Origin of the sequence: Pseudoalteromonas sp. AS84, from assembly GCF_038900255.1 — a bacterium.
Lineage (GTDB): Bacteria > Pseudomonadota > Gammaproteobacteria > Enterobacterales > Alteromonadaceae > Pseudoalteromonas.
Genome location: NZ_JBBMQY010000015.1, coordinates 26343 through 40483 on the forward strand (window position 1 = coordinate 26343; position 14141 = coordinate 40483).

Sequence of the window (14141 nt, forward strand, 5' to 3'; positions counted from 1 at the left end):
TTATGACTGACGTAAATCGCGATGCAATAATTGCTCAGCGTATTGAAGACTCAACCACATCGGTAACTAAAACAGTGTTTCCAGGGCGCACCAATCATCACAATACATTATTTGGTGGTGATGCACTGGCGTGGATGGATGAAGTTGCATTTATAGCGGCGACTCGTTTTTGTCGTAAGCCTTTGGTTACCATATCCTCTGATAGAGTTGATTTTAAAGAAGCGATACCAGCAGGTACGTTTGCAGAGTTAATAGCTAAAGTAGTGCATGTAGGTAACACAAGCTTAAAAGTTGATGTAGATATACTCTTAGAAACTATGCACAGAGACGATAAGCACTCAGCTATTAGTGGTAGCTTTACGTTTGTTGCAGTTGATGATAACCACAGACCAACACCGGTAGTATGCGATAAAATGATTCATGGTTTTGACTAATTAAAGCTTTAAATACAAGATAGAGTAAAGTTATATAAGCACCTTAGTAGGTGCTTATATAAAAACCCATAAAGAACACATCATACTGTATGTTTATTAAATGCAATCTCAACAGCTCAATTAATATTTACTAATAAAGTAATCAAAATAGGGGGCCAATTGATAAGGCTGAGAATTGTTAGAACCAAAAAAGGCATGCTTTAAACATACCTTTTTAGTTACATTTAGCTTTTAATTAAATGTTTTAATACTTACAGAATACTACTTATACCAATCTGCTTATATATGGGGTCTATTTAACGTTAAGAAAATTACGCTAGGCAAAAGTTTTTATATCTAGTTGTTCTCGGCAATTGATCCCTGCATTGCTCTACCTCCTGCATCCATGCATCCATGCATCCATGCAGTCGTAAATAAAAAACTTTTAACGACGTTATAGTGCAATTTAATTCGTTAAATTGATCAAAGATTTATGCAGGTTGGTATTAAAGCACCATTGCTGCAATCCAGCCAAATATCAGCAGCGGAATGTTAAAGTGAATAAACGTTGGAATAACAGAGTCTCTAATATGGTCGTGCTGACCATCGGCATTTAAACCTGAGGTTGGGCCAAGCGTTGAGTCTGAAGCAGGAGATCCGGCATCACCTAAAGCGCCCGCAGTACCAACAAGTGCAGCGGTAGCCATAACAGAAAAGCCAAGGTCTAAACATAGAGGTACAAACAACGTTGCAATAATAGGCACTGTTGAAAACGAACTACCAATTCCCATTGTAATTAATAAACCAACTAACAAAATAACACCCGCAGCAAGGGGTTTATTGCCATCAAAAAGGGCGGCTCCACTGTGTACTAAGCTCGCTACATCGCCGGTAGCTTGCATAACCGATGCAAAGCCTTGTGCCGATATCATAATAAAACCAATCATCGCCATCATCGCAATGCCTTTACTAAATACGTCGCCGTTTTCTTCCCACTTAACTACACCAAATACACTAAATATCATTACACCTACTAGACCACCTAAAATCATTGAGCCACTTAGGTTTTGTGCAACAAGTGAGGCTAACACAGCGCAAAGTCCTACAATCATTACTTTTTTAGGCTTTTCGACATCAGCAGATTTACTCTGAGTTGTTAATGGGAACTCTGTGTATTCACGGCGTTTTTTGTAGGTAATAAATACCGCAATAAGTAATCCAATAAACATACCCAATGCAGGAATAATCATCGCCATAGGGACTTGTGTATTTACAATATCTAAGCCGTTATCGACCAGGTTTTTATGCAAAATAGAATATAAGTAAATACCCCCAAAGCCATAAGGCAGCACCATATAAGAGGTTGCTAATCCAAATGTTAAAATACATGCTATAGCACGCCTGTCTAACCTTAGCTGATTAAAAACAACGAGTAACGGTGGAATTAAAATAGGAATAAAAGCTATGTGTACAGGCACTAAGTTTTGAGAAGAAATCGCACAACCTAAAATAATTAATAAAATGAAGTAACTTAAAAATGTTTCATTCCCGCTGCCTTTAGCATTTACTTTAGCAAGTAACTTATCAGCCAGAATGCGTGTTAAACCCGACTTAGAAATAGCAACGGCAAACGCACCAAGCATGGCATAACTTAGTGCAATTTCAGCTCCAGCAGAAAGGCCAGAATTAAATGCATCAACACTTTCTTTTATGCCCAAGCCTGCGGTTAAACCAGCAACTAAAGCACTTATGATCATGGCAACAATGACGTTAACGCGAGCCAGAGATAGCCCAAGCATTAAAATAACGCCTATAACAACAGCATTCATAGTATTCTCTATTTGGAAATTTTAATTAATTTTATCAGATCTTTAGCCTGAGTTTTACGCTCTTTCGTAAAAGGTTTTTTACCATAGCGTACTTGGTTAAATAACTGGCTAAATGTGTTTATAGATTGTGCAGAACGTGGGAATTTGTCAGCAAAAAAATGTAACTGCTGACTCGGTGTTAAATTATCGGGTGTATTTATTTTTTGTTTTTTCGCCCATGCTTTTACTTCATAAAATTCTTTAACCATAGGCGCTAATTTAGCCGGGCGTTTTGGTAAATTTAAATAAACAAAATAACCGACAAAACAAAAACCAGATGTTAATAAAACTATTAATGGTACAAGCCAAATATTATTACTACCAAAAATTGATTTTAAAAAATCATTTTGTTTTTCTTCATCAAAACCAAGTACCCAGCTAGACCATTGATAATCGAGATTTTCAAGTTCCAACCTTAACCAATTAATAGCGGGGAAATTACTTAAACTCACTAAACCAAAATCAAGGTTACTTTTAAATTCGTCATTCAGCTCTTGGTTTTGAGAAAGTGAGCCATTTAAACGCTCTGGTGCTACAACAGCGGTTGCATCAAAAATAACCCAACCTTCGTTTTGTAAATATACTTCTACCCACGCATGCGCATCGTACTGGCGAACTGTTAGCGTATTATTATCTTGATTTAATTCACCACCTAAATAACCACTTACTAATCGAGCGGGTATACCTGCAGTTCTAAAAATGTACGCAGCAGCGCTTGCATAATGACCACAAAAACCTCGTTTATTATCAAATAAAAATTGGTCAATGGTATTATCGCCACTCATAGGTGTAGGAGTTAGCGTGTAAGTAAATCCCGTACCTGTAAAGTATTGCAATAAGCTATTGTAAAAATCGCGGTCAGAGTGTGTTTTTTGCTTTAAGTTTTTAGCAAGTGATGATGTTTTTATATTCTTTTTATGGGTTAGGTATTTGTAGCGTTTTTCTTCAAATTCGCCAAGCGGTAAAGTTGCAAAGTTAAAGCTATTTACATCGTATTGTAAGTTTTTAGCTTGTCGGTTTTTTTTTCGCAATAAACCTAGCGAATTACCTTCAACATTTTGTGAGTTACTACTGGAATAGGCTAAACCATACAGCCACTTTTGTGTAGCAGGCTCTGTAATAACTGAGTAGCTTGCAATAAGTTGCTCATCATTTTTGCTCTGCGTATTTGCTTTTAAATTATTATATTTTAAAAAGTCAGACGTAAGCCACGCATTGCCATTAAATTCATCATGGACGATTGCTCGCCAATAATAAGGCGCTACAGGTTTTTCTTCGTTAAATTTAGCTCTAAATACAAGTTCATCTGAGTTTGAAAGCTTTGCGATATCGAATGGATCGACTTGTTCAGAAAGCCCTGTTTTTGCAAGCTTAGGTCCAGGAAGTTGCCAAAAGGCGGGCATTTTGGGTAAAAAAAGCAGTAAAAATATAGCTAAAGGAAGCGCTAAAAGTAGCAATTTACCACTTTGCTTAGAGGCTATTTTTAAATTATGTTTGGACTCGAGTAGGCCAAGTACTGCAAAGTTTAATATGTATAAACCACTTACAGTTAAAGTCGTTAAAATGCTTTGGTTGAATAAATACACAGATGAGAGTGAAAAAAATGTAAGCGTTGTAATTACATGATAGTGTTTTTTGGTTTTAGCCTGCAGCAGCTTAAATAAACTAGCAAGTAGCAGCATGGCCACAAATAAAATAACCGTATTCGACATGCCTATGGTGTAGAGCATTAAAACTAGTGACACACCTGCGAGTATGTTTGCCAGCCAAGCATTTGGCTTTGGTTTATTACTCAGCGTTATGTAAAAGTTCCATGCACAAATAAGTGCAAGTACACCAACAAAAACAAGGGGTAAATGCGCTATAAAAAATACAATCAAACAGGCATATATAAAAGACAGTGAAAAATTTATTACTTTTTCGTTTTTAATTATGCTCATTAAACACCACCATTATATGAGCATAATAACGCTAAACATTGCTGCTTATGCTGCTGTCCGGTATTTGTGTTTATCGTTTTACTCGGTAGCTTTAACATAAAAGGGGTGTTTTTCTCGGTTGCTTCACACACTAAAAAGCATAACTGACTTAAGCGCTGCTCTGTATCTCCATTCATTAACGTAAAATCGAAGAGCGCATTCGCTATTTTAAAGTCTACAAACTCTTTAACTAACAATTGCTGTGTTTTTGCGTAATGCTTCCACGACACTCTTTGCAAGCCCATTTCCGGTAAGTGTGGGATGAGTGCCTCAAACTCTTCGCTGCCCGATTGTGTAGAAATACCTTTATCGGCTTGCTCATCTAGCATAGAAACATGCGCATCACTGTGCACTTGTTCAAGCGACGGGTATACAAATACACCTGTCTGTAATTGAATGTAGCTCCAAACAGTTATTAAACCAAATGGATAGTTACTCGCTATTTTAATACGTTGCACTGTGTATTTACCGCGTGAGCTGTAGGGTAAGCAAAGAGTGAGTATCTGAGGTTTATTATCAACTTCGTCGGTATATTTGTGAGTTTGCTCACTACCTTGATATGTTAAATTAATAGATTGGGTAACTGTAGGACTTTGTAATTCAAATACAATACTCGGTTTTTGAGGAGCGTAGCTGTTAAATGCATCTTTAAATTTAACTGTTAAGCCTTTAGCGTTACTGTAGCCCATTAATACAGCAATAATCATAACCACAAACATAAGATAAGACATTATTAAAATTAAATTATTTTGATAATTAATGCCCATTACAAAGTTTAAAATAGCCACAATTACAAAGTACCAACCAAGGGATGATGGCAATACATAAATTGTTCTGTGTTCAAGTGTAATTGAGTTTTTTAAATGCTTATTTTTTAATAACTTATTAAATACACTTTGCTTAAATGACTTAAATAAAGAAGGGCGCTTAGCTGTTTTTTTTGGCATAAAAGCTTATACCGGAACTAAAACGTTTTTTAAAATATCATTTACCTGCGCCTCACCCGACTCATTATGTAAACCTAATCGATGCTGACACACACTTGCAAATACGGCTTGAACATCCTCTGGCATTACAAAGTCACGGCCATCAATAAAGGCCCACGACCTAGCCGCTTTAGCCAGAGCCATACTGGCACGAGGTGATAACGATGCTGCAAACGCATTGCTTGTGCGTGTGTAATTAACGAGTTCAATAACGTAGTCAACTACTGGACTACTTAAAGTAATTTGGCTTATCTGGGTTTGAATTGCCGCTAACTCTTGTTGGTTAATACGCTGTGGTAATTGGCTATAATCTCGTTTTTGCATATTCAAAATTAAGCGTTTTTCGGCATCTTTAGGAGGAAACCCCAAGCTTATGCGCATTAAAAAACGGTCTAATTGTGACTCGGGTAACGGATAAGTACCCGATTGATACAGCGGGTTTTGTGTTGCGATAACAAAAAATGGATTTGGCAGCGTATATTTTTTTCCATCTACTGTTACTTGTTGCTCTTCCATTGCTTCAAGCAACGCACTTTGTGTTTTGGGGCCTGCGCGGTTTATTTCATCTGCTAAAACTACTTGGCTAAAAATAGGGCCTTTATGAAACGTAAAGCTATGCTCGGTAGAGTTAAATACATTAGTCCCAAGAATATCAGCAGGAAGAAGATCACTGGTAAATTGTATACGTTGATACGATAAACCTAATACAGCTGACAATGCATGAGAGAGAGTGGTTTTTCCCATACCAGGCAAATCTTCAATGAGTAAATGCCCTTCGCTAAATAAGCATGTAAGTGCCAGTTTTATTTGCTGTTGTTTACCAAATATAACAGTCGAAAGATCTTCTATAATCGCAGTAACAGTACTATGCATGCTAACCTTATTATTATTCTATTATTTCAAGACGCTTCATTACAGTGTCGACTTTTTTTGTGTTAAAGGGTTTTGCAATAAAGCCTTTAGCACCCATTTCCCACGTGTTTTGTACGTTTTCGAGACTATTGTGGCCCGAACACATAACAACATGAGTGTGTGGGTAAGCACTATTAATGTATTCCAATATCTCTTCACCGTTAGAGTCAGGTAAATCGACATCTACAAATATTACGCCTGGCGGTTTATTGTCCATAATAGGTTTAGCAGAGCTAAAATCAGCGCTTTCTAATATATCTTCAAACCCTAAGTCAGTTAAAATTTGGTTTAGATAATCACGAATTTCCTTAACGTCATCAATAATGAGGATGGGCTCTAGCGGGCGAACAAATTCCATATGTAGGTTACTTCTATTTTGAATACATCTAAGTGCTTTAATACTAAGCTAACCCCATCATAAGCTCAAGAACGTTACTTAAAAAACACTAATAAATAAACTGTTTATAGGTTTGCCCAACAGCCTATTTTTAAAGGATTACCTGCTTTTATATCTTCTACTAACTTATATATACATTAATTGTATTGAACAATAATGACGCATCTACAATAAATTCGTTAACCCAACACCTTATTTCCTCAAAGTTTGATGTAACAAATTTGCTACTTAACTTATTGATTCAAAAATATTTACATATAAATTCGATTTTTTGTAAACGTTTTGTAATAAAAAATCGTTGACCTTCCAAATTCATTCTGTGATTATGCTCATCAGATGGGCTTATGCTCACAAGTGCAACTTCATTAACTGTTTAATGTTTTGCTCAAATAGCCTCATCTATACACACTGAATTAATACCAATTTCATTAAATGCATATGTAATTTAATAAAGTTGGCATCACACACCACACTAAATAAAGAGCTTATTATGTTGAATAATAAAAAGACTAAATTTGCAATTTCTCTCATAGTGGCAGCTATGGCTACATCAGCACCAGCACAGGCTGATATTTCTGAATATTTAGATCGCGTTGACGTAGACTTTTTACTAATGCAAAACTTTCAGTCAATTCAAGCTAAAGACGGCGCATTTCGTCCAGAAGATGAAGAACAAGAATCAGGTTTTGGCCGTATTAGAGCTAATCTAATGCTTAAATTTCATATTAACGAGTTCATCACTGCCGATATAGATATTGCAGAAGAGCCTAATGACTTTGGTGGCGAAGATCGTGACTTTTCATTTCACAACGATTTCGCAGGTGTTGAGTTTGATTTACTAGGTCTTTATGGCACACCAAAAGAAAACGCTAATTTAACACTGCGTTTAGGTAACATTGGTGGCTCACCTTTTCAATTTAAAGGTTTTCAAGACGGCGCAGATAACCAAAGTAATGCACTTATTGGTAATGGTATTACCGATTACGCAACCGCAGAAAACGGCGCACAGTTAAGTTACAGCGAAACTTTCGATAGTGGTGTCGTACGTGCTTATAATGTTACAGGTCACATTACGACTTCTAGTTTCGGTGAAGCGTTTCAAGAAGACAGAGGTTACAATTACCGACTTCAAGGTACTCTAGAATTTGAAGGTGGTTTTAAAGCAGGCTTAAATTTATTAAAAGCGAATCAAGGCGACCAGTTACGTTTTGAAAATGGTGTAGCCAGCCTTGATGGTGTAACCACAACAAACTATCGCTTCGGCGATGGTGAAAACTACAATTTCTCAGCGTCACCTTCAAACGAGCGTGACACACATGTTGGCGCCATGCCTGGCCTTGAGCAATCAATTATCCAGTTAAATTTAGCTTATCAACCATCTGACGAAACTAGCTTAATTTTTATGATTGGTAAATCATCTGATGATTATACGTTCGCAGATGCAGCTGGTAATGCAGTTGCCGGTATTACCTACTTTGGTACTAATGGCATAGCTGATGAAAGCGGCACTACTTTTGATTCAAACAGTGTAATAGAAGGTGACTCATCGGTTGAGTACTTCGTGTTTGAAGCACAACAATATTTAATCCCTAAAAAACTATATGTAGCGGCTCGTTATGCAGAAGCCGAAAACACTTCCGACTTAATTGAACAAACAGACAACACAGTAGAGCGTATTCAAGTAGCTGCAGGTTACTGGTTTAACGATAAAACGCTTTTAAAAGTTGAGTATGTTAACCAAGAAGAAGGTGTTAATTCGGGCGGCCAAATCGGTAAAGGATTTGACGGCTTCACTTCTGAGATCTCTGTTAAATTTTAAGTCGTTAACCGACTAGTCTAACTATTTGTACAAAGAACCTAAAAAGGGACTTTGCGGGCAGTTTTATGTTTTAAAACTGCCATAAATAGAATTGGCAATAGATTAAAATTTAATAGCACTTGTTAAAACATAACGTGTATGGGGAATACCCGATGAAAAATAAATTAATTATGCTCGCGTGTGGCTTCATAAGCATGGGCGCTGCGGCAAAAGAAACAATTACAATAGCGACTGTTAACAACGGTGACATGATCACCATGAAAGAATTAAGCAATGACTTTACCAGCCAAAACCCTGATATAGATCTAAAATGGGTCACCCTAGAAGAAAACATTCTTCGCCAACGTGTCACTACCGATGTAGCAACAAAAGGCGGCCAATACGATGTGATGACCATAGGTACTTATGAAGTACCAATTTGGGGCAAACAAAATTGGTTAAAAGAGTTAAATAATTTAGGTGAAAATTACGATTTAGACGATTTAATCCCAGCAATCCGAAGCGGTTTGACGATTAACGACAAACTTTATGCTGCCCCATTTTATGGCGAAAGCTCAATGGTTATGTACCGCACCGATTTAATGGATAAAGCGGGGCTGACAATGCCTAAAGCCCCAACATGGGACTTTATACGCAAAGCTGCTAAAGCGATGACAGATAAAAAAGAAGGTGTTTACGGCCTTTGTTTACGTGGTAAAGCAGGTTGGGGCGAAAACGTTGCGCTTATTACATCAATGGCTAATTCGTTTGGTGCTCGTTGGTTTGATGAGAATTGGAAGCCACAGTTTAATACCCCAGAGTGGGAAAATACCCTTCAGTATTATGTCGATGTAATGAAAGAGTCGGGACCTGCTGGTTCATCTGCAAACGGGTTTAACGAAAATCTTGCACTATTCCAAACCGGAAAATGTGGTATTTGGATTGATGCAACCGTTGCAGGCGCATTTGTTACTAATAAAAAAGACTCGGAAGTTGCCGATAAAGTAGGGTTTGCACTTGCGCCAGATAATGGCCTAGGTAAACGCGGTAACTGGTTATGGTCTTGGACTTTAGCCGTACCGGCAAGCAGCAAAAAACCAGATGCCGCAATGAAATTTATTAGCTGGGCGACATCAAAAGAATACACTCAACTTGTAGCTGACAAAAAAGGTTGGGCAAAAGTACCGCCAGGTACACGTAAATCACTTTACAGTAATCAAAAGTACATGGACGCAGCACCGTTTGCGCAAATTACCTTAGATTCTATCCAATCTGCAGATCCTAAAAATCCAACCGTTAAACCGGTGCCTTATGTAGGTATTCAGTTTGTAGCTATTCCTGAGTTTCAAGGAATTGGTACAGCTGTTGGGCAACAATTCTCAGCAGCATTAACTGGCCAAATGACCGTTAAGCAAGCGCTTAGTACGTCTCAGCACCTCGTTGAGCGAACAATGCGTAAAGCTCGCTATCCTAAATAACATGTAATGGGCGGGTAAGTACTCAAACTTACCCAATATTTTATGTCAATTCTATTTACTTGTTAGTTATAAACGCTATCAAGGGTTTCTGATTTTCACTTGATAGTTAACAAGTAAATAGAATTGGCTTTTTTAAGGTCACCTTTATGGCAACAACTAACTCGCGCACGCTTGCTCGGTTTATGCTTCTTCCAAGTGTAATTTTATTACTTGCTTGGATGATAGTTCCGCTGTGTATGACACTGTATTTTTCTTTTATTGATTACAACTTACTCGTTCCAGGGGATAAAGAGTTTGTAGGCTTTTTAAACTATGAATTTTTCCTAACTGATCCGGCTTTTTTTGAATCATTTTTTAACACGCTCTACCTAGTAACTGGGGTTTTACTTATCACTATTTGTGGTGGTATTGGCTTAGCTATTTTACTAGACCAAGCAATATGGGGGCGAAATTACGTTCGCATTATGGTACTAGCCCCATTTTTTGTAATGCCAACTGTGTCGGCATTGGTATGGAAAAACATGCTAATGAACCCAGTTAATGGCTTATTTGCACACTTTGCTATTTGGCTTGGCTTTGAACCTATCGACTTTTTTGCTCAAATGCCGCTATTTTCAATCATCATAATTGTGTCTTGGCAGTGGTTACCGTTTGCAGCTTTAATACTGCTAACAGCAATACAATCACTCGACCGTGAACAATTAGAAGCGGCTGATTTAGACGGAGCTGGCCCATTTAGTAAGTTCTTTTACATCGTTTTACCGCACTTATCGCGCGCTGTAACTGCGGTTATATTAATCGAAACTATATTTTTACTGTCAATTTTTGCTGAAATATTAGTTACAACCAGTGGCGGTCCTGGTTATTCGTCAACCAATATAACGTACTTAATTTATACGCAATCGCTACTTCAGTTTGATGTAGGCGGCGGTTCGGCAGGGGGCATAGTTGCAGTTATTATTGCAAATATAGTCGCTATATTTTTAATGCGCTTAATTGGCAAAAACTTGGAGGGTTAATTATGACTATAAAAGATAGCCGTCGTTCCAAACTAATTTATACCATTGCTGCATGGACAATAAGCGGCATGATTTTCTTTCCAATTTTATGGACGTTAATCACCAGTTTTAAAACGGAAGCCGAAGCAATTTCAGCAAGCCCAAGCTTATATGCGTTTGATTGGACGCTCGAAAATTACCGCGATGTACTGTCGCGCTCGCCATACTTTAACCATTTTTGGAACTCTGTAGTTATATCACTAGGTTCAAGTTTACTGGGGTTATTAATTGCGGTACCTGCTGCGTGGTCTATGGCGTTTGTGCAAACTAAAAAAACAAAGCACTTATTAATGTGGATGCTTTCAACCAAAATGTTACCACCAGTAGGCGTACTTATTCCTATCTATTTACTGTTTCGCGACTTTGCATTACTCGATACAAAATTAGGTTTGGTTATTGTAATGACACTCATTAACTTACCAATAATGGTATGGATGCTTTACACCTACTTTAGAGAAATACCAAACGAAATACTTGAAGCTTCTCGTATGGATGGCGCAACAATTGGTGAAGAAATATTCCATGTTTTATTGCCAATAGCCTTACCGGGTATAGCCTCAACGCTATTACTCAATGTTATTTTGTCGTGGAACGAAGCGTTTTGGACACTTATTTTAACCGCTGCAAATGCTGCACCTTTAACGGCATTTATTGCCAGTTACTCAAGCCCTGAGGGGTTATTTTACGCTAAGTTATCGGCAGCATCTGCCATGGCCATTGTGCCAATTTTAATACTTGGTTGGTTTAGTCAAAAACAATTAGTGCGTGGATTAAGTTTCGGCGCGGTAAAATAGGAGAATACACATGGGCAGCATCACACTAAAACAAGTCACTAAAAACTTTGATGAAGTTAACGTAATTAAACCGCTCGACTTAGAAATTAAAGACGGTGAGTTCATCGTTTTTGTTGGGCCATCGGGCTGTGGTAAATCTACATTACTTCGTATGATCGCAGGTCTTGAAGATACCACCAGTGGGAATATAGAAATTGATGGTATAGATGCCACAAAAACACCGCCGGCAAAAAGAGGCTTGGCAATGGTGTTTCAGTCCTATGCGTTATACCCGCATATGACCGTGCGTAATAATATTGCTTTTCCTTTAAAAAGAGCCAAGGTAAGCCCTGCTGAAATTGAGAGTAAAATTGCTAACGCTGCTAAAATTCTTAATTTGACCGATTATTTAGATCGAAAGCCAGGACAATTGTCGGGCGGTCAGCGCCAGCGAGTAGCGATAGGGCGCGCAATTGTACGTCAGCCTTCGGCATTTTTGTTTGATGAGCCACTGTCAAATCTTGATGCATCATTGCGTGTAAATATGCGCCTAGAAATATCTGAGCTACATAAAAGTTTAGCTACAACAATGATTTATGTTACGCACGATCAGGTTGAAGCCATGACAATGGCAGATAGAATCGCGGTATTTAATGCCGGTATTATTGAGCAAGTAGGCACACCTTTAGAGCTTTATAAAAACCCTGTAAACAAATTTGTAGCCGGTTTTATTGGCTCCCCAAAAATGAATTTTATAGATGCTCCACCAAATGAAGATGCGAATGTTAGCTGTATTGGTATACGACCAGAGCATATAACACTCTCTACTGAGCAAGGTACTTGGGCTGGAACCGTAGGTGTAATTGAGCGTTTAGGTTCGGAGAGCTTTTTACATATAAATATTGAAGGCAAAGGTACCGTAACAGTAAAAGCAGACGGTGATTGCCCATTAAAATATGGCGACAGTATTTACCTAAGCGCACCGGCTGATAAAGTATTAAAGTTTGATAATAACGGTTTAACAATTCGCTAAAGCCTATTTTTAATTACCTTAAATAGCACCTTTATAAGGGTGCTATTAACTAAATTCTAATTACATAATCCTATGAAACCTAGGTATTTTTTATTAAGGGATGGTATATTTACAATTATAAATAACAAAAACGTTATTGATAAATAGATGCTCCAAAATTAATAAAATAATTTATATAGCAGCACATATAATTAAAATTATGTAATGAAAATAAGGACTTGGTTTTCCTTCTATTTTAAGAGGTTTACGTGGTAAAGCTATCAAATACAGAAATTAGAAAGCTAGATGATGCAGCCAGAGCAGGGTGGTTATATTATGTTGGCGGTAACACACAAGATGAAATTGCTAAAAAGCTAAATATATCGCGTCAATCTGCACAAAGAATGGTCGCATTATCTGTTAGCCAAGGATTAATTAAAGTTAGACTTGACCACCCGATTGCTAAATGTATGGATTTGGCCGAAAAATTAAAAAGCCGTTTTGGGTTAGATTCGTGTGAAGTTGTACCGAGCGATCCGTCTGAACCATCATCTACATTAGGTTTGGCTCAAGCTGGCGCGGCAGAAATAGAACGCCATTTAAAATCAGAACAACCCAAAGTACTTGCTATGGGAACCGGTCGAGTTTTACGTGCATGTGTCGATGAGCTTAGAACCGTTGATTGTCCGCAACATAAAATTGTAGCAATGCTAGGTAATATGGCTTTAGATGGATCGGCTTCACCTTATGATGTTGTAGTAAGAATGGCCGAACACACCAATGCAAAACATTACCCAATGCCATTACCAGTTTTACCAAGAAGTATTGAAGAAAAAGAACAGTTACATGCACAACAAAATATTACCGGTAATTTAAAACTCGCTAAAGATGCCGATGTAACATTTGTGGGTATTGGTAGCTTAGGTGAAAAGTCGCCATTACATATAGATGGTTTTATTGATGCGCAAGAACTTAAAGAGTTGCAAGATCTTGGTGCCGTTGGTGAAATGATTAGTTGGGTGTTTGATAAAAACGGTAAGCTTTTAGATTGCACAGTTAATCAGCGCGTAGCAAGTACGCCATTAAAAACAAATGCTAACAAACAGATTTATGCGATAGCTGCTGGTGAAGAAAAAGTGTTTGCCATTTTGGGCGCAGTAAGGTCAAACATGATCAGTGGATTAATTACTAACGAATATACAGCTGATCGTTTACTAAGTGTTGATTAAACAATTTGGTAAATAAAGTATCCGTATTAGTAATACCAGTTATTGTAATAAAAGCACTTAATGTCCGATACCGTCTAGTATTGGACATAGCAAGGGCGCATTTAAGCGCTCTTCTTATACATACATTAACTACCTATAATTTATATTATGTTAAATAGCATAAATAAATACATAACCAAGTTACTCACCTTCATTAATTAACGTATAAACGCGATATTTTGACTATTTAATAAGCATT

12 protein-coding genes are annotated in these 14141 nt (G+C 37.5%); 7 read left to right on the plus strand and 5 right to left on the minus strand.

The window, feature by feature from the left end; genetic code table 11:
- The first annotated feature begins 2 nt into the window (after positions 1-2).
- Positions 3-434 (plus strand): acyl-CoA thioesterase, encoded by a 432-nt coding sequence (locus tag WNY79_RS14700; protein ID WP_342876229.1) that lies wholly within the window; start codon positions 3-5, stop codon positions 432-434.
- A gap of 485 nt (positions 435-919) precedes the next feature.
- Here WNY79_RS14700 and WNY79_RS14705 read toward each other — a convergent pair whose 3' ends face one another.
- The 5 genes from WNY79_RS14705 to WNY79_RS14725 are packed head-to-tail and all read right to left on the minus strand — an operon-like array spanning position 920 to position 6516.
- Positions 920-2242, minus strand: a complete 1323-nt coding sequence (locus WNY79_RS14705) for a Na+/H+ antiporter family protein (protein WP_342876230.1) — start codon at positions 2240-2242, stop codon at positions 920-922.
- Positions 2243-2250: 8 nt separating this feature from the next.
- The gene (locus tag WNY79_RS14710; RefSeq protein ID WP_342876231.1) at positions 2251-4221 is read right to left on the minus strand and encodes a DUF3488 and transglutaminase-like domain-containing protein; all 1971 of its coding nucleotides are present in this window, start codon (positions 4219-4221) and stop codon (positions 2251-2253) included.
- Positions 4221-5207, minus strand: coding sequence for a DUF58 domain-containing protein (locus WNY79_RS14715; protein WP_342876232.1), 987 nt, complete (start codon positions 5205-5207; stop codon positions 4221-4223). Before WNY79_RS14715 ends, WNY79_RS14710 begins: the two co-directional genes overlap by 1 nt.
- Positions 5208-5213: 6 nt before the next feature.
- Positions 5214-6119: a MoxR family ATPase gene (locus WNY79_RS14720; protein ID WP_197186193.1), complete on the minus strand. Its 906-nt coding sequence runs from the start codon at positions 6117-6119 to the stop codon at positions 5214-5216.
- A gap of 13 nt (positions 6120-6132) precedes the next feature.
- Positions 6133-6516 (minus strand): response regulator, encoded by a 384-nt coding sequence (locus WNY79_RS14725; RefSeq protein ID WP_096793086.1) that lies wholly within the window; start codon positions 6514-6516, stop codon positions 6133-6135.
- Between the two features lie 529 nt (positions 6517-7045).
- On the opposite strand from WNY79_RS14725, the gene WNY79_RS14730 reads away from it, so the two are divergent.
- From WNY79_RS14730 to WNY79_RS14755, 6 genes are all read left to right on the plus strand, one after another.
- Complete coding sequence (locus WNY79_RS14730) at positions 7046-8374, plus strand: hypothetical protein (RefSeq protein ID WP_342876233.1); 1329 nt, start codon at positions 7046-7048, stop codon at positions 8372-8374.
- 152 nt (positions 8375-8526) lie between these two features.
- Positions 8527-9831 carry a sugar ABC transporter substrate-binding protein gene (locus tag WNY79_RS14735; RefSeq protein WP_197184326.1) on the plus strand — a complete coding sequence of 435 codons (1305 nt, stop codon included), beginning with the start codon at positions 8527-8529 and terminating at the stop codon, positions 9829-9831.
- A 146-nt stretch (positions 9832-9977) separates the two neighbouring features.
- Positions 9978-10850, plus strand: coding sequence for a sugar ABC transporter permease (locus tag WNY79_RS14740; RefSeq protein WP_002960879.1), 873 nt, complete (start codon positions 9978-9980; stop codon positions 10848-10850).
- Positions 10851-10852: 2 nt separating this feature from the next.
- The gene (locus WNY79_RS14745; RefSeq protein WP_002960878.1) at positions 10853-11683 is read left to right on the plus strand and encodes a carbohydrate ABC transporter permease; all 831 of its coding nucleotides are present in this window, start codon (positions 10853-10855) and stop codon (positions 11681-11683) included.
- A gap of 10 nt (positions 11684-11693) precedes the next feature.
- Positions 11694-12695 (plus strand): ABC transporter ATP-binding protein, encoded by a 1002-nt coding sequence (locus tag WNY79_RS14750; protein ID WP_342876234.1) that lies wholly within the window; start codon positions 11694-11696, stop codon positions 12693-12695.
- A gap of 248 nt (positions 12696-12943) precedes the next feature.
- Complete coding sequence (locus WNY79_RS14755) at positions 12944-13903, plus strand: sugar-binding transcriptional regulator (protein WP_342876235.1); 960 nt, start codon at positions 12944-12946, stop codon at positions 13901-13903.
- The last annotated feature ends 238 nt before the right edge of the window (positions 13904-14141 follow it).

What these genes read in the sequence shown, in the direction of transcription:
- WNY79_RS14710 (WP_342876231.1), bottom strand. Translation starts at nt 4,221, where the DNA reads ATGAGCATAATTAAAAACGAAAAAGTAATAAATTTTTCACTGTCTTTT.
- WNY79_RS14735 (WP_197184326.1), top strand. Translation starts at nt 8,527, where the DNA reads ATGAAAAATAAATTAATTATGCTCGCGTGTGGCTTCATAAGCATGGGC.
- WNY79_RS14720 (WP_197186193.1), bottom strand. Translation starts at nt 6,119, where the DNA reads ATGCATAGTACTGTTACTGCGATTATAGAAGATCTTTCGACTGTTATA.
- WNY79_RS14705 (WP_342876230.1), bottom strand. Translation starts at nt 2,242, where the DNA reads ATGAATGCTGTTGTTATAGGCGTTATTTTAATGCTTGGGCTATCTCTG.
- WNY79_RS14740 (WP_002960879.1), top strand. Translation starts at nt 9,978, where the DNA reads ATGGCAACAACTAACTCGCGCACGCTTGCTCGGTTTATGCTTCTTCCA.
- WNY79_RS14750 (WP_342876234.1), top strand. Translation starts at nt 11,694, where the DNA reads ATGGGCAGCATCACACTAAAACAAGTCACTAAAAACTTTGATGAAGTT.
- WNY79_RS14745 (WP_002960878.1), top strand. Translation starts at nt 10,853, where the DNA reads ATGACTATAAAAGATAGCCGTCGTTCCAAACTAATTTATACCATTGCT.
- WNY79_RS14725 (WP_096793086.1), bottom strand. Translation starts at nt 6,516, where the DNA reads ATGGAATTTGTTCGCCCGCTAGAGCCCATCCTCATTATTGATGACGTT.
- WNY79_RS14730 (WP_342876233.1), top strand. Translation starts at nt 7,046, where the DNA reads ATGTTGAATAATAAAAAGACTAAATTTGCAATTTCTCTCATAGTGGCA.
- WNY79_RS14700 (WP_342876229.1), top strand. Translation starts at nt 3, where the DNA reads ATGACTGACGTAAATCGCGATGCAATAATTGCTCAGCGTATTGAAGAC.
- WNY79_RS14715 (WP_342876232.1), bottom strand. Translation starts at nt 5,207, where the DNA reads ATGCCAAAAAAAACAGCTAAGCGCCCTTCTTTATTTAAGTCATTTAAG.